General features: G+C 73.0%; 16 protein-coding genes. 14 read left to right on the top strand and 2 right to left on the bottom strand.

All coding sequences use genetic code 11. The features are described from left to right. Nucleotides 1–5: 5 nt before the first annotated feature. The 6 genes from C2865_RS30085 to C2865_RS30110 all read left to right on the top strand — a co-directional run bounded on the left by C2865_RS30085 (nucleotide 6) and on the right by C2865_RS30110 (nucleotide 10,484). Nucleotides 6–1,595 (top strand): ankyrin repeat domain-containing protein, encoded by a 1,590-nt coding sequence (locus tag C2865_RS30085; RefSeq protein ID WP_106401996.1) that lies wholly within the window; start codon nucleotides 6–8, stop codon nucleotides 1,593–1,595. Nucleotides 1,596–1,727: 132 nt separating this feature from the next. Further along, entirely contained in the window at nucleotides 1,728–4,649 is a 2,922-nt protein-coding gene (locus C2865_RS30090; RefSeq protein WP_232835876.1) for a helix-turn-helix transcriptional regulator, read from the top strand. A 96-nt stretch (nucleotides 4,650–4,745) separates the two neighbouring features. Next, entirely contained in the window at nucleotides 4,746–5,834 is a 1,089-nt protein-coding gene (locus C2865_RS30095; protein ID WP_106401998.1) for an alpha/beta hydrolase family protein, read from the top strand. Between the two features lie 112 nt (nucleotides 5,835–5,946). After that, nucleotides 5,947–6,861, top strand: coding sequence for an alpha/beta hydrolase (locus C2865_RS30100; RefSeq protein WP_157963956.1), 915 nt, complete (start codon nucleotides 5,947–5,949; stop codon nucleotides 6,859–6,861). A gap of 14 nt (nucleotides 6,862–6,875) precedes the next feature. Beyond that, nucleotides 6,876–9,197, top strand: coding sequence for a GMC oxidoreductase (locus C2865_RS30105; protein WP_198653735.1), 2,322 nt, complete (start codon nucleotides 6,876–6,878; stop codon nucleotides 9,195–9,197). 225 nt (nucleotides 9,198–9,422) lie between these two features. Further along, nucleotides 9,423–10,484 (top strand): alpha/beta fold hydrolase, encoded by a 1,062-nt coding sequence (locus C2865_RS30110; RefSeq protein ID WP_232835877.1) that lies wholly within the window; start codon nucleotides 9,423–9,425, stop codon nucleotides 10,482–10,484. Nucleotides 10,485–10,493: 9 nt separating this feature from the next. Here the strand turns inward: C2865_RS30110 and C2865_RS30115 are convergent, their stop codons facing one another. Next, nucleotides 10,494–10,895, bottom strand: coding sequence for a DUF6191 domain-containing protein (locus C2865_RS30115; protein ID WP_106402001.1), 402 nt, complete (start codon nucleotides 10,893–10,895; stop codon nucleotides 10,494–10,496). 143 nt (nucleotides 10,896–11,038) lie between these two features. Between C2865_RS30115 and C2865_RS30120 the strand changes: the two genes are divergently transcribed. The 6 genes from C2865_RS30120 (at nucleotide 11,039) to C2865_RS30140 (ending at nucleotide 15,467) form a co-directional block, all read left to right on the top strand. Continuing rightward, the gene (locus C2865_RS30120; protein WP_106402002.1) at nucleotides 11,039–11,842 is read left to right on the top strand and encodes a Nif3-like dinuclear metal center hexameric protein; all 804 of its coding nucleotides are present in this window, start codon (nucleotides 11,039–11,041) and stop codon (nucleotides 11,840–11,842) included. Then, nucleotides 11,839–12,582: a zinc ribbon domain-containing protein gene (locus tag C2865_RS41055; protein ID WP_232835878.1), complete on the top strand. Its 744-nt coding sequence runs from the start codon at nucleotides 11,839–11,841 to the stop codon at nucleotides 12,580–12,582. The genes C2865_RS30120 and C2865_RS41055 overlap by 4 nt, the downstream gene beginning before the upstream one ends. Then, nucleotides 12,579–13,706, top strand: a complete 1,128-nt coding sequence (locus tag C2865_RS41060) for a bifunctional RNase H/acid phosphatase (RefSeq protein ID WP_232835879.1) — start codon at nucleotides 12,579–12,581, stop codon at nucleotides 13,704–13,706. Before C2865_RS41055 ends, C2865_RS41060 begins: the two co-directional genes overlap by 4 nt. A 124-nt stretch (nucleotides 13,707–13,830) precedes the next feature. Then, nucleotides 13,831–14,235 (top strand): hypothetical protein, encoded by a 405-nt coding sequence (locus C2865_RS30130; RefSeq protein ID WP_106402003.1) that lies wholly within the window; start codon nucleotides 13,831–13,833, stop codon nucleotides 14,233–14,235. 2 nt (nucleotides 14,236–14,237) lie between these two features. Further along, on the top strand, nucleotides 14,238–14,462 hold the full coding sequence (locus tag C2865_RS30135; RefSeq protein ID WP_106402004.1) for a helix-turn-helix transcriptional regulator: 225 nt from the start codon (nucleotides 14,238–14,240) through the stop codon (nucleotides 14,460–14,462). Between the two features lie 15 nt (nucleotides 14,463–14,477). Then, nucleotides 14,478–15,467 carry an NAD(P)-dependent alcohol dehydrogenase gene (locus C2865_RS30140; RefSeq protein ID WP_198653716.1) on the top strand — a complete coding sequence of 330 codons (990 nt, stop codon included), beginning with the start codon at nucleotides 14,478–14,480 and terminating at the stop codon, nucleotides 15,465–15,467. Between the two features lie 21 nt (nucleotides 15,468–15,488). Here the strand turns inward: C2865_RS30140 and C2865_RS30145 are convergent, their stop codons facing one another. Continuing rightward, entirely contained in the window at nucleotides 15,489–16,121 is a 633-nt protein-coding gene (locus tag C2865_RS30145) for an AAA family ATPase (RefSeq protein WP_106402005.1), read from the bottom strand. Between the two features lie 224 nt (nucleotides 16,122–16,345). On the opposite strand from C2865_RS30145, the gene C2865_RS30150 reads away from it, so the two are divergent. Further along, nucleotides 16,346–16,945 (top strand): DUF998 domain-containing protein, encoded by a 600-nt coding sequence (locus tag C2865_RS30150; protein WP_106402006.1) that lies wholly within the window; start codon nucleotides 16,346–16,348, stop codon nucleotides 16,943–16,945. Nucleotides 16,946–16,982: 37 nt separating this feature from the next. After that, nucleotides 16,983–17,603 carry a TetR/AcrR family transcriptional regulator gene (locus tag C2865_RS30155; RefSeq protein WP_106402007.1) on the top strand — a complete coding sequence of 207 codons (621 nt, stop codon included), beginning with the start codon at nucleotides 16,983–16,985 and terminating at the stop codon, nucleotides 17,601–17,603. The last annotated feature ends 76 nt before the right edge of the window (nucleotides 17,604–17,679 follow it).

Consider the following 17,679-nt stretch of genomic DNA (forward strand, 5'->3'; position numbering starts at 1 on the left):
GAGGCATGTCGGGGGAGCTACCGCTGGTCGAGGCGTCCCGGGAGGGCAAGCTCGACCGGGTGAACGCCCTGCTCGCCGGGGGGGTCGAGGTGGACCGCCCCGACGGGGAGGGCACCACGGCGCTGTACGCGGCCTCCGTGGGAGGCCGCACCGACGTGGTGCGCGCCCTGCTGGCCGCGGGCGCCGACCCCGACCGGCCCAGCCTCGGCGACAGCGACGGGCTGCCCCTGTGCGGCGCGGCCTGCTGGGGGCACGAGGAGACGGTCGCCGCGCTGCTGGAGGCCGGCGCCGACGTCGACAAGGCCGAGGACCGGGGCTGGACGGCGCTGAAGTGGGCGGCCTCGGGCGGCCACACCGGCACCGTCGTGCGGCTGCTGGAGGCCGGCGCCGACCCGAACCGCGAGGTCCGCACCCCGCCGCTCTACCTGGCGGCGAGCCGGGGCGCGGTGGGCATCGTCCGGCTGCTGCTGCGCCACGGGGCCGACCCGGTGGGGGCGGCGGAGGGCAGGGGCGACGGCGAGACCGCGCTGGAGGCCGCGCTGCGCTGGACGGGCGTGGACATCGAGGGCGAGCTGCGCGCCCAGAAGAAGGAGGCCTACGCCGAACCCGGCTACGAGGTCGTCGTCACCCGCCGGGAGGAGGACGACGGCACCGAGCTGATCACCGCGCTGGCCGGGCGGGAGGGCGAGTTCGGCGTCACGGGGAGCGAGCTGCAGACCGGGCACGGCGCGATCGCCACGCTCCTGGAGCGGGTCCTGGACATCCCCACCCCGATCGAGGAGCTGGTCGCGCGGGCGATGGAGTTCCGCTACCTGCGCCCCACCGCCGCCGAGGCGCGCCGCCACGTCACCGAACGCCCCGCCTGGGAGGAGACCGTCCGCACCCTGGCGGAACGGGACGACGAGGAGAGCCTGCGGGAGGTGCTCGACCTCGCCGAGCACCCCGACCCGCTGTACCGCACGCTGGGCGTGGACGTCCTGGCGCGGCTGGGCCCGCACCTGCGCACCCTGCCCAGGCTGCGCCGCATGGCGCGCCTGGAGAACGATCCGATCCTGCTGCGCTCGCTGGTGCGGGCGCTCAGCGACCACGGGGACGCCGCCGCGCTGCCCGAGCTGCTGCGGCACGCCCGCCACCCCGACGAGCGGGTCCGCAACGCGGTGGCCAGGGCGCTGGTGAAGGTGCTGCCGCCGGAGCAGCCGATGGACGCCGGCGAGCTGATCCGCCTCACCGGGGACGAGCACGAGTACGTGCGGGACTGGGCGACGATGTCGCTGAGCCTGATGGACGCCGACACCGCGGAGCTGCGGGACGCGCTGGCGCGCCGCATGGACGACCCGTCGCCGGTCGTGGTGGCCGAGGCCGTGCGGGGGCTGGCCGAGCGCGGGGACCGGCGCGCCGTCACCGGCATCCGGCATCTCCTCACCGATCCGACGCTGGAGAACTACCCCCTGGACGTGACCCTGGAGGCCGTCGTCCGGCTCGGCGACCCGCTGCTGCGCCGGGACGTGCTGGCGTGCCGCCCGCTCGCGGAGTCCCACGGGCTGCACGACGAGTGGCAGGAGGCGCTGCGCTCCACCTCGGGTGGACGAATCTAAGCGATCCCCACCGTCTCAAGTGTGTCATGCAGTACACATGGTGGTACTGGACATGCCGTTACATAGGCGTGGGAGCGCGCTATCTTCGTTCTCGAAGCTTGTTGATCTTTCGAGGTGCGTATGGGTGGTCACGTGGACGACCGGCGTGACGCCGCACGGCTCGTCGGCCGCCGCGACGCCCTGCGCGAGATCTCGATGTCCCTGGACAACGACGGCTTCGCCTGCGTGGCGATGGTCGGGGAGCCCGGCGCCGGCAAGACGCGGCTGCTGGCCGAGCTGGTGGACTCGGCGCGGGACGCCGGATACCTCGCGCTCACCGGCCGGGCTGCGGAGTTCGAGGAGGACATGCCGTTCGGGGCGATGATCGACGCCCTGGACGACCATCTGGAGACCCGGGACGACCTGCCGTCGCGGCTGGGCGAGCCCGTCCTGCGCCAGCTGGCCTCGGTGTTCCCCGCGCTGGAGGAGATCGTTCCGGAGGGGCCCGCGCCGGGCAGCGGCGCCAGCGCCCGCTACCGCCTTTACCGCGCGGTGCGCCAGCTGCTGGGGGAGCTGGCCGGGGAGTCGGGCCTGGTGCTGGTGGTCGACGACATCCACTGGGCCGACGACGCCTCGGTGGAGCTGCTCGACCACCTCATCCGGCATCCGCCGCGCGCCCGGTTCGTCATCGCGCTGGCCTACCGTCCGGCGCAGTTGTCGCCGCGGATGGCCGCGCTGGTCTCCGGCGCCGGGGTGCGCCGGGTGCCGGTGGCGCCCTTCACCGCCGAGGAGGTCGCGGAGTTCCTCGGCGACCGGGTCGATCCCGAGCGGCGGGTCAGGCTGCACGAGATGAGCGGCGGCAACCCCTTCTACCTCGACGCGCTGACCCGCATGGAGACGCTGCCGACCGACGGCGAGCACCCGCACGACGACCTGCCGCCGCTGGTCGGCGCCGCGCTGCAGGCCGAGCTCGGCCGGCTGAGCGACCAGGCCAGGCAGGTGGCGCAGGGCGCCGCCGTGGCGGCCGACGAGTTCGACGCGCTGCTGGCCGCCGCGGCGGCCGGGGTGGACCGGCCCGCCGCGCTGCTGGCCCTGGACGAACTGGTGCAGCGCGACGTCGTACGGCCCTCGACGCACGGCAGGTTCCGCTTCCGGCACCCGCTGGTGCGCAGCGCCGCCTACGGTTCGGCCGCGGCGGGCTGGCGGCTGGGCGCGCACGCCCGCGTCGCCGCCCATCTGAGCGCGGTCGGGGCGCCCGCCACGGTGCGCGTCCACCACGTGGAGCGTGCGGCGGGACTCGGCGACGAGTCCGCGATCACCACGCTGATCGAGGCCGCGCGGGCCGAGGCGGCGCGCGCCCCGGCCGCCGCCGCCCGGTGGCTGGGCACGGCGCTGCGGCTCATCCCCGGCGACACCGCCCCCGGCGGGGCGTCCCGGGCCGACCTGCTGCTGGAACTGGCCCGCGCGCAGACCGTCAGCGGCCACCTGGTCGACGGGCGCGAGAGCGCGCAGGAGGTGCTGCGGCTGCTGCCGCGCACCGACTACGCCCGGCGGGCGTTCGCCGCCCGCTTCGGCGCCCTGGTCGAGCGGCTGCTGGACCGCTCCGCGCAGGGCAGGGCGCTGCTGCTGGCCGAGCTGCGCGAGCTGCCCGACCCGCAGGCCGCCACCGCGGTGCCGCTGCGGATGCGGCTGGTGGCCGAGAGCCTGATGCGCGGCGACCACCGGGCCGCGCGGGCCGTGCTGGACTTCATGCCCGAGACCACCGAGCAGCGTCGTCGCGACAATCCGGGCATGACCACCGGGATCGCCGCGCTGCGTCCCATGGCCGCCTACATCGCCGGAGAGGTGGACGAGGCGCTGCGGCTGGTGGAGGCCGCGGCCGAGCTGATGGACGGGGTCTCCGACGTCGACCTCGTCGAATGGATGGACACCGTCGCCTGGTTGTGCTGGGCGGAGTTGTGGCTGGGCCGTCCCGAGGACGCCCAGGACAGGTTCGAGCGGGCCGTGGCCATCACCCGTGCCACCGGGCAGAGTTTCATCGTCACCAACCTGCTGGCCGGGCTGGCCCGCACCCTGGCGGTGCGCGGCAGGCTCGGCGAGGCGGCGCTGGCGGCCGAGGAGTCCGCCGAGGTCGCGCGGCTGCTGCACTCCGGGCACGCCAAGGTGGTCGCGCTGGCCCAGCAGAGCCTCGTGGCGAACTGGTCCGGGGACGCCGAGCAGGCCCTGCGGCTGGCCGCCGAGGCCAGGAGCGCGGGCGGGGTGGAGCGGGAGTGGCCGCGCGTGCAGGCCAGGTTCGCGCACCTGATGGCCCAGCTGGCCTGCGGCCGGACGGAGGAGGCCCTGCGCGACGCGTACGAGTTGTGGGAGGGCAGCGAGTTCGCGCTGCTCGACCAGGCCAGCCTGCTGCGCTGCGCCGAGGCGATGGCCTCGGCCGAGGCGGGGCGCGGCAGGGGCGCGGAGGCGGCGTTGTGGGCCGACCGGGCCGAGGAGCAGGCGCATCCCCGGATCGACGGCAACCGCGGGACGGCCGCGCTCGCCCGCGCCCACGCGCTGCGGGCCGGCGACCCGGCGGCGGCGGCGAAGCTGGCGGCCGGGGCCGCGGCGCTGCTGGCCGGGGCGGGCCAGCGGCTGGACGAGGGCAGGGCCCGGCTGGTGGCCGGGGCCGCCGCCCTGGAGGCCGGGGACCGGACGTGGGCGCGCGAGCAGCTCGCGGCCGCCGCCGAGATCCTCGGCGCGGCGGGCGCCCACGGCCTGCACGCGCTGACCGTGCGCGAGCAGCGCCGGGCCGGGGAGCGGGTGCCCGCGCCGGGCGGCAGGGGCGGCGGGCCGTCCCGGTTGTCCCGCCGGGAGCTGGAGGTGGCCCGGCTGGTCGCCGAGGACCTGAGCAACCAGCAGATCGCCGACCGGCTCGTCATCAGCGTCCGCACCGTGGAGACGCACCTGTCCAACATCTTCACCAAGCTCGGTGTCGCGTCCCGGGTGGGCGTGGTGGCCGCGATGCACGACCTCGCCGACGCCCGGGACGGCGAGGAGGGCGGGCGGCACGGAACCGCCCGCACGTCCGCGGACTCGTAGGAGGCAAGATCGGGGTTCACCCCGATGCCCGTGCCGCGGTCCCTGCCCGATAGTCGGAGCGCGCGCGACCGAGAGGCCACGAGAAGGGACATCCGCATGAGTGGACATATCGCCAGGTTCACCACCGAGGGCGTGACCGGCGCCGAGATCACCGAGTACCCGGTGACCACCGGGGACGGCCTGGGCCTGAAGCTCTCCCGGTTCCACCGGGCCGACTGCGACGACGTGGTGCTGCTGCTGCACGGGCTGCCGGCCTCCACCGACATGTTCATCATGCCCGAGCACACCAACCTGGTGTCCTACCTGCTCGACAACGGGTTCACCGACGTGTGGTCGCTGGACTTCCGGATGAGCAACCGCCTGCCGTACTGCGCCGAGACCAACCGGCACACCCTGGACGACATCGCGCGGTACGACCACCCCGCGGGGCTCGCCGAGCTGCGCCGCCGGGTCGGTGAGGGAAAGCGCGTCCACGTGGTGGCGCAGTGCCTGGGCGCGGTGTCGTTCTCGATGAGCATGGCCGCCGGGCTCACCGGCGACATCGCCAGCTTCACCTCCAACAGCGTCTCCCTGGTCACCAGGGTGCCCGCCTGGTCCCGCTTCAAGCTGCGGTTCGGCGTCCCGCTCACCGAGTACGTCTGGGGCCTGTCGGTCCTGGACTCCCGGTACGGCGAGGCCTCGCCGCTGAGCAGGGGCGGGGCGTTCTCCCGGCTGGTGTCGCTGTTCCACCCCGAGTGCGACGTGCGCGCCTGCCACATGATCAGCTTCATGTGGGGGGCGGGCAGGCCGGGCCTGTGGCGGCACGAGAACCTCGACCCGGTCACCCACCACCGGGTCGCCGACCTCTTCGGCGCCAACGGCCTGCACTACTACCGGCACATGCGCAAGATGGTCGAGGCGGGGCACGCCGTCACCTACGACGACGAGCACCCCGGGCTGCCGTCGGACTACCTGGAGGCGGCGGCCAAGATCACCACGCCGATGCTGCTGCTGACCGGCGACCACAACCGGGTGTTCGAGGACTCCAACATCGTGTGCCACCGCGAGCTGGACAAGGCGGGCCCCGGCCTGCACGAGCTGGTCATCCTCCCCGGGTACGGGCACGTGGACCCGTTCATCGGCAAGAACGTCCACGTGGACGTGTTCCCGCACATCCTGCGGCACCTGCGCAGGAACACGGGCTGAGCGTCGCCTACGGGTCCCGGGCGGCACCTACGGGTCGGAATCAGTGGTGGCCACGATGCCCCGCCCCGGCGGATGCGGGAGGGTTCTGGTGACGTGGAGAGGAGGTCGTCGGATGGCGACGGAAACGAGGCGCCCCGCCTTCGAGGGGGTGACCGACGTGGTCGTCTCCGAACGGCTCTTCGCCACCGCGGACGGCCTGGGCCTCAGCCTGACCCGTTTCCACCGGGCGGACTGCGCCGACGTGGTGCTGCTCGTCCACGGGCTCGCCGGCTCGCGGGAGATGTTCACCCGGCCCGGCCATCCCAACCTGGTCTCCGCCCTGCTCGACGCCGGGTTCACCGACGTGTGGACGCTGGACCACCGGATGAGCAGCCGCCTGCCCTACGACGCCGAGGAGCACAGCTTCACCCTCGACGACGTGGCGGCCTACGACCATCCGGCGGCGCTGGAGTGCCTGCGCGAGGCGGTGGGGGAGCGCAGGGTGCACGTGGTCGCCCACTGCCTCGGCTCGGTCACCTTCCTCACCTCGCTCTTCGCGGGGCTGGCGGACCGGGTGGCGAGCGTGGTGTCCAACAGCGTCTCGCTGCACCCGCGGCTGTCCCGCCGCGCCCGTGCCCGGCTGCGGTTCAGCCCCGCGCTCGCCCCGCAGGTGATGGGCATGGCCAGGCCGTCCCCGCACGCCACGCGGGTCATCGGCGGGGGCGGCAGCGGCTACGGCAGGCACATCCGCCGGATGGCGGCCGCGGAACGGGTCGTTAAGTGGGATGAGACGGACATCCGGCTGCCGGACGCCCTCACCGGGCTCGAGGACGTCCGCACGCCCGTCCTCTTCCTCACGGGGTCGGAGAACAGGGTGTTCACCGACTCCAACATCGTCACCTACCGGGAGCTGGAGCGGGTGGCGCCCGGACGGCACGCGCTGCGGGTCCTGCCCGGTTACGGGCACGCCGATCCGTTCATCGGCCGCAACGCCCACCTCGAGGTGTTCCCGCACATCGTCGGTTTCCTGCACGAGAAAGCAGTCTGAGGGCCTTGGAGAGCATGGAGCACGTGGACGCGGTGATCGTCGGGTCCGGATTCGGCGGCGCGGTGGCCGCCTACCGGCTCGCCGAGGCGGGGCTGGCCACGGTCGTGCTGGAACGGGGGCGCACCTACGCGCCCGGCGACTTCCCCCGGTCCCCGGCCGAGATGGCCAAGGCCTTCTGGGACCCGTCCGAGCACCTGTACGGCATGTTCGACGTCTGGAGCTTCAAGGGCTGCGACGCCGTCGTGTCCTCGGGGCTCGGCGGCGGCTCGCTCATCTACGCCAACGTCCTGCTGCGCAAGGACGAGAAGTGGTTCGTCCACGAGCAGGCGCTGCCCGGCGGCGGGTACGAGCACTGGCCGGTGACCAGGGCCGACCTCGAGACGCACTACGACGACGTCGAGAGGATGATCGGCGTCCAGCGCTACCCCGTCGAGCACACGCCGTACTCCGAGACGGGCAAGACGCAGGCGATGCAGGACGCGGCGGCCCAGCTCGGGCTCGAATGGTTCCGTCCGCCGCTCGCCATCAGCTTCGCCGCGCACGCGGGGGCCGTGCCGAGGCCGCGCGAGCCGCTCGCCGAGCGGCCGTACCCCAACCTGCACGGCGTGCTGCGCACCACGTGCAGGCTGTGCGGCGAGTGCGACATCGGCTGCAACGACGGGTCCAAGAACAGCCTCGACCACACGTATCTGTCGGCCGCGGCCCACCTGGGGGCCGACCTGCGGGCGCTGACGGAGGTCAAGGGGATCCGGCTCCGCGAGGGCGGAGGCTACCTGGTCGACTACGTCCGGCACGACCCGGAGACAGGCGGCCGGCGGCAGGGGACCATCGGCTGCGCCCGGCTCGTCATGGCGGCCGGGACGTACGGGACGACCCGCCTCCTGCTGGGCTCGCGGCTGCCGGGCATGAGCGGCGCGCTCGGCACCCGCTTCTCCGGCAACGGCGACCTGCTGACGTTCCTGTTCAAGGCCACGGGCCGGGACAGGAAGCCGCTCGACCCGGGCGGGGCGCCCGTCATCACCAGCGCGATCCGCATCCCGGACGAGCTGGACGGCGGGCAGGGCCGCGGCGCCTACATCGAGGACGGCGGGTATCCGGCGTTCGTCGACTGGGTGCTCCAGGGCCTGGACGTCCCGGGGCAGGTCACCAGGGCCGCGGAGTTCCTCTGGGAGCGCTTCCTGCGGTTCCTCTCCGGCGACTCCGACACCAACCTGTCGGCGGAGCTGGCCGGGCTCGCCGGCGGTTCCCACGCGGTCGGCACGCTGCCGCTGCTGGGCATGGGCCGCGACATCCCCGACGGGGTGCTCCGCCTCGACGGCGAGGGCAGGCTCACCACCGACTGGACGGTGGGGACCAGCCGCGCCTACTTCGACCGGTTGCGCACCACCATGCAGCGCATCGGCGACGTCCTCGGCGCGGACTACGAGGACAACCCGCTGTGGCTGCGCAAGCGCGTCATCAGCGTGCACCCGCTGGGCGGCGCGCCCCTCGGGCGGCATCAGGGCGAGGGCGTCTGCGACCGGTTCGGCGAGGTCTTCGGCCTGCCCGGCCTCTACATCGCCGACGGCGCGGCGCTGCCGGGGCCGGTCGGGGCCAACCCGGCGCTGACCATCGCGGCGCTGGCCGAGCGGATGTGCAGGCAGCTGATCCACGGGGACCTGGGACCGGGGGCCGGGGCGGTCGGAGGATCCGCCCCGTCACAAGGGGCGGTGGACGGCGGCGGGCGTGCCGAGGGGAGCACGTCGCTGTCGTTCACCGAGGAGATGAAGGGACGGTACGTCGCGGGGGCCGCCGAGCCGTGCACCGACGAGCCGGGCGAGCGGCTGGCGTTCCGGCTCACCATCACCCTCGACGACGTGGACCGCTTCCTGGGCGACCCGGAGCGGCAGGCCCGCGCCGAGGGCTGGATCGACTGGCCGGGCGGGGGAGGGCGCCGCCGGGTCGAGCGGGGGATGTTCCACCTGTTCGTTCCGGACGACGGCGGGGCCGGGCACAAGGAGATGCGCTACCGGCTGCACTTCACCGACGTGCGGGGCGAGCCGCGCACCCTGGCGGGCTGGAAGAACCTCAGCGACGGGCCGCCCACCCACGTCTGGCCGGACACGACGACGCTGTACTACCGCATCCACGCCGGGCACCTGGGCGAAGGCGACCCGGAGGGGGCGGCGCTGGGCGCCGGCACCCTGCACATCCGGCTGGCCGACTTCCTGGAGCAGCTCACCACCTTCCGCACCGAGGGCCCCGACGGGGCGTCCGCCCTGCACCGCTTCGGGCGGTTCTTCCTCGGCGAGCTGTGGGACGTGTACGGGCCGGACGGCTGCCGGACCGCCTCCTGACCCCGGCGCCCGCCCCGGAGCTCCGGTGCTCACGCTCCGTGAGGGGAGCTTGATTTAACGCTTTGGACATGATCCCGTGATTGCGCGCACGGGATCCGGTGCGAGTGTGGTCCATCACAGATGTGATGATGGCCGGGTCCGGCCCTTGCAATCGTCTCGTGATGGGTCATGAATGAAATGATGCTGCTGCCTTCTCCCCGAAGCGTCCGTGCTGCCGCCTCTCATATGGCTCGCAAATTGCTGAGCGGCGGGCTGGCCGATCTGCGCCCCACGCCGTCCGAGCCGTTCGGCCAGGGGCCCGGCCACCGGCTCTACCGCTACCGGCCGTCGGGCAAGGTGATACCGACGGGTCCACCGGTGCTGCTCGTGCCGCCTCCGGCGCCCGCGGCGGCGGCCGCCTTCGACCTGCGGCGCGGGTGCAGCCTGGCCGAGCACCTGGTCGCCACCGGCCACCGCGTCTACCTGCTGGACCTCGGTCCGGGCTGCCGCCGTACGCCCGCCCCGGACCTGGGGACCTGGGTGGACGAGGTGCTGCCGCGCGCCGTCGCCGAGGTGAGCCGGGACGTGGACGGCCAGCCCGTGCAACTGGTCGGCTGGTGCCTCGGCGGGATCCTCTGCGTGCTCGCCGCCGCGGCCCGCCCCGCGCTGCCCGTCGCCTCGATCACCTCGGTCGCCGCGCCGGTCGACCGGGACGCCGCGCGCCGGGGCGGGCCGCTGCACGAGCTGGCCCGGTTCGCCGAAGGCGCCGAGGCGACACTGCTCACATTCTTCGGGGGAATTCCGCGGCCGGTGGCCGAAAGCGGATATCGGCTTCCGGGAATCGACAGATATCTGACGCGTCCGATGGCCGTTCTGACACACCTCGACGACGCCGACTTCCTGGCGCAGACCGAGGCCGAGGACGCGTTCGCCGCGGAAATGTCAGACCATCCGGCCGCGGGGCTGTACGAGCGTTTCCTGCCCGGGAACGCCCTCGCCCGCGGGGAGGTGCGGATCGGCGGGCGGCAGGTGGCGCTGGCGGACGTGCGGGTGCCGGTGCTGGTGATCGCCGGGCGGGACGACCGGTCGGCGCCCTGGCGGTCGGTGCACCCGCTCACCCGGCTGCTGCCCCACTCGCCCGACGTGCGGTTCGCCACCGCGCCCGGCGGGCATCTGGGCGTGCTGACCGGCCGCCGAGCGCGCACCACCACCTGGGCCAGGCTGGACGCCTGGCTCGCCGAAGGGCGCGTACGGCACGGGCTGCGCGCGCCCCGCCAGCGCAGGGAGAGGCTGGCCTCCCGCTCCTGATCCGGCGGATCAGCTCTCGGGCGGTGTCTCGTCGTCCCCCTCGGGGGCGGCGGGCTGCTCCGGGCGCTTGGCGGCGCGGATGCGGATCCGGCCGGAGTCCAGGTCGGGGCGGTCGTTCCCGCCGGTGCCGGCCTGCTGCTGGTCGTCGACCCGGCGCAGCTTCTCGGCCTCCTGCTCCTGGAGCTGGATCTTCTTCGCGCCGCTGAACGCGGAGTGCAGATCCTCGAAGATGCCCGCGCCGAACCCGGCCCCGGCCTCGCCGTCGCCGCGCAGGGCGTTCATCAGACCGCCGCCCCCCGTGCCCTCCTGGGCCCACTCGGGCACGGCCATCTTGGCCTCCAGCTTGGCCTTCTGGGCCAGCTCGTCGGCCTTCTTCGACCGCTTGCGGCGGCGGCGGAACGGTGACTTCACGAACTCTCCAACGATTCGACGCCCGGGTTTGATCCCGCCGGCCCGGCCGGAGTTCCCACCGGTCCGTGCACGATAGCCACGGGCCGGCTTCGCCGGAGCCGGATCCAGGAAGACCGGTGCCAAACCACGATAACCTGCGGGACGTGCGTCTCTCCGAAGTCATCCAGGTGATCGAAGCCCGATTCGACCCGTCCTGGGCGGAGTCGTGGGATGCGGTCGGCCTGGTCTGCGGCGATCCGGACGCCGAGATCACCTCCGTGCTGCTCGCCGTCGACCCGCTGGCCGCAGTGGTCGACGAGGCGCTCGCCGCGGGCGCGCAGCTGCTGATCACCCACCATCCCCTGCTGCTGCGGCCGGTCAACGCGGTGGCGATGACCACCCCCAAGGGCAGGACGGTCCACCGGCTGATCACCGGGGGATGCGCCCTGTACACCGCGCACACCAACGCCGACGTCGCCGATCCGGGCGTGTCGGACGCCCTGGCCCGCGCCGTCGGCCTGACCGGGCCGCTGCGCCCGCTCAGCCCGTCCGCCGCCGACCCCCGCCGGGGCCTGGGCCGGATCGGCGAGCTGCCCGAGGCGGTCCCGCTGCGGGAGTTCACCGCGCGGGCGGCCGCCGGGCTGCCCCGGACGGCGTGGGGCGTGCGCGCCGCCGGAGACCCCGACCGCCCGGTCCGGACCGTGGCGGTGTGCGGGGGATCGGGCGACTCCCTGATCGAGGCGGCCCGCGCCGCGGGCGCCGACGTCTACCTCACCGCGGACCTGCGCCACCACCCGGCCTCCGAATCGCTGGAGCGGAGCCCGATGGCGCTGGTCGACGCCGCGCACTGGGCGACGGAATGGCCCTGGCTGGCCGACCTGGCCGCCCTGCTCGGCCCGAATGTGCAGACCCGTATCTCCACGCTGGTCACCGACGCGTGGTCCCATGCCGTTGAAGGAGCTCAGTGAAAGCCGCACCCCGAGACCAGCAGCGCCTGCTCGACCTCCAGGAGCTGGACTCGAGCCTGGACCGCCTGGCGCACCGCAGGCGCACCCTGCCGGAGATCGCCGAGCTCGCCGCCCTGCAGGAGCGGGCGAACGAGCTGCGCGACCGCCTCGTCACCGCCGAGACCGACGTCAGCGACCTCGACCGCGAGCAGGTCAAGGCCGAGCAGGACGTCGACCAGGTCCGCGTCCGCGCCGAGCGGGACTCCAAGCGCCTGGACTCCGGCATGGTCACCTCCGCCAAGGACCTGGCGAGCCTGCAGTCGGAGCTGGCCTCGCTGCAGCGCCGGCAGGGCGACCTCGAGGAGGTCGTCCTGGAGATCATGGAGCGCCGCGAGGAGGCCGAGGGCAAGGTCGTCGCCCTGCGGGCCGAGCGGGCCGAGCTCGAGGCCGCCCTGGCCGAGGTGACCGCCCGCAAGGACAGGGCCGAGCAGGAGATCGACGGCCAGGCCGAGCTGACGCGCTCCGCCCGCGCCGGCGTCGCCGCGGACATCCCCGCCGACCTCCTGGCCCTGCACGAGAAGCTGCGCGAGCAGTTCGGCGGGGTGGGCACCGCCCCGCTGACCCGCGGCCAGTGCCAGGGCTGCATGCTGGCGCTGAACACCTCCGACCTCAACCGGATCCGCGCCGCGGCCCCCGACGACGTCGTCCGCTGCGAGGAGTGCCGCCGGATCCTCGTCCGCACCCCCGAGTCGGGGCTGTGAGCCGCAGGCTGGCCGTCGAGGCGGACGGGGGCTCCCGGGGCAACCCGGGTCCCGCCGGCTACGGCGCGCTCGTCCGCGACGCCCTCACCGGCGAGGTGCTGGCCGAGGTGGCCGAGGCGATCGGCCGCGCCACCAACAACGTCGCCGAGTACCGCGGCCTCATCGCCGGGCTGCGCGCCGCCCGCGAACTCGACCCGTCGGCCAGGGTGGAGGTCCGCATGGACTCCAAGCTGGTGGTGGAGCAGATGTCGGGCCGCTGGCAGATCAAGCACCCCGACATGAAGCCCCTGGCGCTGGAGGCCCGCCGCACCGCGGAGGGCTTCGCGTCGGTGGCCTACAAGTGGATCCCGCGGGCGAGCAACTCCCATGCCGACCGGCTGGCCAACGAGGCCATGGACGCCGCGGCCCGCGGTGAGGAGTGGGCGCCCTCGGGGGACGTCGCGGAGCTCTCGCCCAAGACCCAGGCGGCTTCGCCGGAGGCCGCGCAGGGCAAGGCGTGGGTGCCCCCGTCCACCGTCCCGACCCGCACCCTGCTGCTGCGCCACGGCCAGACGCCGCTGTCGGTCGAGAAGCGGTTCGCCGGAGTCGGCGACACCCCGCTGACCGAGCACGGCCACCTCCAGGCCGCGGCCGCCGCCAAGGCCCTGGCGGACCGGGGGATCGACGTGATCGTCTCCTCGCCGCTCCGCCGCGCCCAGGACACCGCCCGCGCCGTCGCGGACGTCACCGGCGCCGAGATCCGCGTCGAGGAGGGCTTCCGCGAGGCCGACTTCGGGGCCTGGGAGGGCCTGTCGTTCGCCGAGGCCAAGGCCGGCTGGCCCGACGAGCTCTCGGCCTGGCTGGCCGACTCGTCCTGCGCGCCGCCCGGCGGCGAGAGCTTCGCCTCGGTGGCACGCCGCGTCGCCACGGCCCGCGACAAGCTCCTGGTCCGCCACCGCGAGAAGACCGTCCTGGTCGTCTCGCATGTGACGCCCATCAAGATCATGGTGCAGCAGGCGCTGGAGGCGCCCACCTCGGCGCTGTACCGCCTGCACCTGGACACCGCCTCCCTGTCCACCGTCGACTGGTACGCCGACGGGCCGGGCGTCGTCCGCTCCTTCAACGAGACCCACTACCTGCCCTGACCCTTCGGCCCGGACGCACGGCGTCCGGGCCTTCTCGCGGCCGGTGATGTCAAAAATCATTGACATGGCGTCCGCTGTTCTTTACCTTGAGGGATGTCAAGGATTTTTTACATCGGGAGGCGGCATGTCCTACGAGGAGAGGCGGATCTGGGCCTACGCCGCGGTCGCGGCCGTGGTGCCCGCGGTCTACGTCGTGATCATGCTCGGGCGGCTGGCGGACGCCGGGGCGGCGGAGGTCTCCTACGTGCGGCCGCTGCTCGTCGCCGTCGCCGCGGGGATCGTCGTGAACTTCCTGGCGGGCATGTTGATCGGGACGCCTGACCGCAGGGACGAACGGGACGTCGGCATCTTCCGGTACGGGACGCAGGCCGGGTACTTCGTCCTCGCGGCCGGAGCGGCCGGAGCGCTCGCCCTGACCCTGGCCGAGGCGGCGCACTTCTGGATCGCCAACGCGCTCTACCTGGCGTTCATCCTCGACGCGCTCACCTCCTCCGCCGTGAAGATCGTCGCCTACCGCCGGGGTTTCTGACCATGGGCAAGCCCACCAGGATCACCAACACGATCCGCCACCTGCGCTTCGTCCGAGGGGAGATGACCCAGGCGGACCTGGCGTCCCGTATCGGCGTGACCCGGCAGACGGTCATCGCCATCGAGCAGGGCCGCTACTCGCCCTCGCTGGAGGTGGCGTTCCAGATCGCCCGGGTGTTCGGCGTACCGCTCGAAGAGGTTTTCCAGTACCCCGACGACCAGCCCTGATCTCTCCAGGAGGACATGATGCAAGCGATCGTCTACGACGAGTACGGCCCGCCCGGCGTTTTGCGCGTCGCGGAAGTGGCGGATCCGGTCCCCGGCGACAGGGAGGTGCTGGTGAGGGCGCACGCAGCGGTGGTCTCAGCGGCGGACGCCACCTTCCGGGCGGGGCGTCCGCTGTTCTCCCGCCTGTTCACCGGCCTTCGCGGGCCGAAGACCAAGACGCTGGGCTGCGACTTCTCCGGCGAGGTCGCGGCGATCGGTCCGGACGTGACCCGCTTCGCCGTAGGGGACCGCGTCATCGCCGACACGGGTACCGCACTCGGCGCCCACGCCGAATACGTGTGCCTGCCGGAGGACGGAGCGCTGGCCTTGGCTCCGGCCGGCTTCTCCCACGCCGAGGCCGCAGCCGTCTGCGACGGACTGCTGACGGCTCTGCCCTTCCTCCGCGATGAGGCGGCGCTGCGAGAAGGGCAGGAGATCCTCGTCAACGGCGCCTCCGGGGGCGTGGGCAAGGCCGCGGTCCAGCTCGCCACCTACTTCGGGGCCCGCGTCACGGGAGTGTGCAGTACCTCGAAAATCGACCTGGTGTTGTCCCTGGGGGCAGATGAGGTGATCGATTACACGGCTCAGGATTTCACCCGCACCTCCCGAACCTACGATGTCGTCTTCGACGCGGCGGGCAAAAGCTCTTTCTCCCGGTGCAAGCGCGTGCTGAAGCCAGGCGGGATCTATCTGACGACGGTCCCGTCCCCGGGGATTCTCTTTCGCACGTTCGGGCCCTGGAGATCCAGTGGCAGGCGAGCGGCCATCGCCTTCACCGGCCTCCGCCCGGCCTCCGACAAGGCCGAAGACCTCCGCTTCCTCACCGAGCTCGCAGAGGCCGGTCACCTGAAGCCCTTCATCGACGCCGTCCACCCGCTGTCCCGCGCCGTCGAAGCCCACCACCGCGTCGACACCGGCGACAAGAAGGGCACCGTCCTCCTCACCATGGAGCAGGACCCAGCCTGACGCAGCCGCAGAACCAGGGCGTCAGAAGAACCGTATGTGCTTGACCCCGGTCCAGGCCCGGCGTAGACGTCCCCGCAGCCTCCCGTCGGTGTTCGAACCGAGCACCACCCCGGCCGATTCGGCGATGCTCTCGGCGACCTGGGGGACCGTGAGCCGGTCGGTCTGGATGTGAGCGGCGAACTCCGGAAGGCTCAACCGCTCCAGACACCGGTCGAGCTTCGCTACCGCGAACCTCTCCAGACGCAGGGAAGCCTCCTTGCCCGCCACGAACCGCAAGGCATGCCCGAGTCCCCGCTCCTCCAGCCGAAGCAGCACGGTCTCCCGCTCGGCGAGCAGCGCGAAATGCCGCACGTCATGCCCCCGCTCGCGCAACCGCCCGACGGTCTCCTGGAAGTAGTCCGGTTCCACCACCGTCATCGGCGCGATCACCGTGCCCTGATGCCGCGAGAGCACCAGATCCAGCACCTCGTACACGCCCTGCCGCCAGGCCGGAAGGTCCTGGAAGTCACCTCTCAGCCGTGCAGGCGTCATCCGGTGCAACCCGAAACCGACCTCTTCGGGATCGCAGACGACGCTCCCCGGCAGCCGCCGGTGCAACTCGTACGCCGTCTGTGTCTTACCGCCTCCGAAAGGGCCATTGATCCAGATCAGCATGAGCCGACACTACGCCCGCGGTGCCGCCGCCGAGCGGTCACGCGAACCCTGGAAGGCCGGGAGCGGAAGGGGGGCACGTGGTTCGGTCTGCGGGGCAAAAAAACAGTCCGAGTGGTCTAAAATCCGAATATGTGGATGATAATCAGTACGGTCGTCCGGCGATCGGGGCCGGGTGACGGCGGACCGCGCGGGAGGACCGCACTCCGCGACGCGGAGCGTCCGGCGTGACGGCGTTGTCGTGGTGCGGCGCGGCGGGGGCCTGGCTGTTCCCCGTGGTCTTCCTGCTGGACGGCTCCACCCGTCCGGGCTACCGGCAGGTCCGGCACCCGGTCAGCGCTCTGGCGCTCGGCTCCCGCGGCCGGGTCCAGGCGGCGAACTTCGTCGTGTGCGGCCTGGCGATCACGGCGGGCGCGGCGGCGATCCCCGGACCCGGCGGCGGCGCCCTGCTCGCCGTCGCGATCGGCGTGTTCGGGATCTCGCTCGTGGCATCGGGTGTGTTCCCGATGGACGCGATGCGCGGCTACCCGCCCGGGACTCCCGACGGGACACCCGACGACGTGTCGCTCCGGCACCGGCTCCACGACTGGGCCGGGATGGTCGTCTTCACGTCGTTGCCGGCGGCAGCGCTCATCGCGGCGTTCTCCCTGGAGGAACCGGCCTGGAAGTGGTACTCGGGGCTCACCTCCGCGGCGTTCACCGCGGGTTTTCTCGCCTTCGGGCACGCCTGGGAGACCGACTCCGCGTACGCGGGCCTCATCCAGCGGGTGACGATCATCTGCGGCTGGGCCTGGCTCGGGCTGCTGTTCCTGCACGCGGTCCCGTGACCGGCTGATTCCAGTTCGATCGAACTAAAATCAGTCCATGTCCAAGAAAATCGGTCCGGACGGCCTGCCGCGGAGGTCCTTCATCGAACAGGCGCGCCGCGCCCAGATCATCGAGGCGGCCACCCAGGTGGTGGCCGAGGCCGGCTACGCCCACGCCTCGCTCGCCCGGATCGCCGAGCAGGCCGACATCAGCAAGAGCGTGATCACCTACCACTTCAGCGGCAAGGACGAGATCCTGCGGCTGATGGTCACGCGGTTCTTCGAACAGGGCTGGGAGTACATGCGGGTCCGGATCGACAAGGAGGGCACGGCCAGAGGGCGGGTGCGCGCCTGGATCGGATCCCAGATGGAGTTCTTCGGCGAGCACCGCGCCGAGTTCCTGGCCATGAGCGAGATCGTGACCAACCACCGCGCCCCCGACGGCTCGCACGCCTTCGCCGACGGCATGGCGGAGGAGGTGGACGGGCTCGCCGAGATCCTGGCCCGCGGCCAGCGCGAAGGAGAACTGCGCGAGTTCGACGCGCGCGGCGTCGCGAACATCATCCTGCGGTGCGCCGACGGCGTCCTCGGGTCCTGGGCGGTCGACGGAGGCGTCGACCTGCCGGGCCAGACCGCGGCCCTCCTCGACTTCATCGACCACGCGATCAAGAAGGAGTGACCCGCCGCGCATCACCACCGCCGTCGAGCGCCGATCGGGAGGCGGGGGCGCACGGGACCGGGACAGGGATCACGGG

Origin of the sequence: Actinocorallia populi, assembly GCF_002995495.1 — a bacterium.
Lineage (GTDB): Bacteria > Actinomycetota > Actinomycetes > Streptosporangiales > Streptosporangiaceae > Actinocorallia > Actinocorallia populi.

What these genes read in the sequence shown, in the direction of transcription:
- C2865_RS30100 (WP_157963956.1), top strand. Translation starts at nt 5,947, where the DNA reads ATGGCGACGGAAACGAGGCGCCCCGCCTTCGAGGGGGTGACCGACGTG.
- C2865_RS30140 (WP_198653716.1), top strand. Translation starts at nt 14,478, where the DNA reads ATGATGCAAGCGATCGTCTACGACGAGTACGGCCCGCCCGGCGTTTTG.
- C2865_RS30155 (WP_106402007.1), top strand. Translation starts at nt 16,983, where the DNA reads ATGTCCAAGAAAATCGGTCCGGACGGCCTGCCGCGGAGGTCCTTCATC.
- C2865_RS30095 (WP_106401998.1), top strand. Translation starts at nt 4,746, where the DNA reads ATGAGTGGACATATCGCCAGGTTCACCACCGAGGGCGTGACCGGCGCC.
- C2865_RS30135 (WP_106402004.1), top strand. Translation starts at nt 14,238, where the DNA reads ATGGGCAAGCCCACCAGGATCACCAACACGATCCGCCACCTGCGCTTC.
- C2865_RS30085 (WP_106401996.1), top strand. Translation starts at nt 6, where the DNA reads ATGTCGGGGGAGCTACCGCTGGTCGAGGCGTCCCGGGAGGGCAAGCTC.
- C2865_RS30130 (WP_106402003.1), top strand. Translation starts at nt 13,831, where the DNA reads ATGTCCTACGAGGAGAGGCGGATCTGGGCCTACGCCGCGGTCGCGGCC.
- C2865_RS30105 (WP_198653735.1), top strand. Translation starts at nt 6,876, where the DNA reads ATGGAGCACGTGGACGCGGTGATCGTCGGGTCCGGATTCGGCGGCGCG.
- C2865_RS30145 (WP_106402005.1), bottom strand. Translation starts at nt 16,121, where the DNA reads ATGCTGATCTGGATCAATGGCCCTTTCGGAGGCGGTAAGACACAGACG.
- C2865_RS30110 (WP_232835877.1), top strand. Translation starts at nt 9,423, where the DNA reads ATGGCTCGCAAATTGCTGAGCGGCGGGCTGGCCGATCTGCGCCCCACG.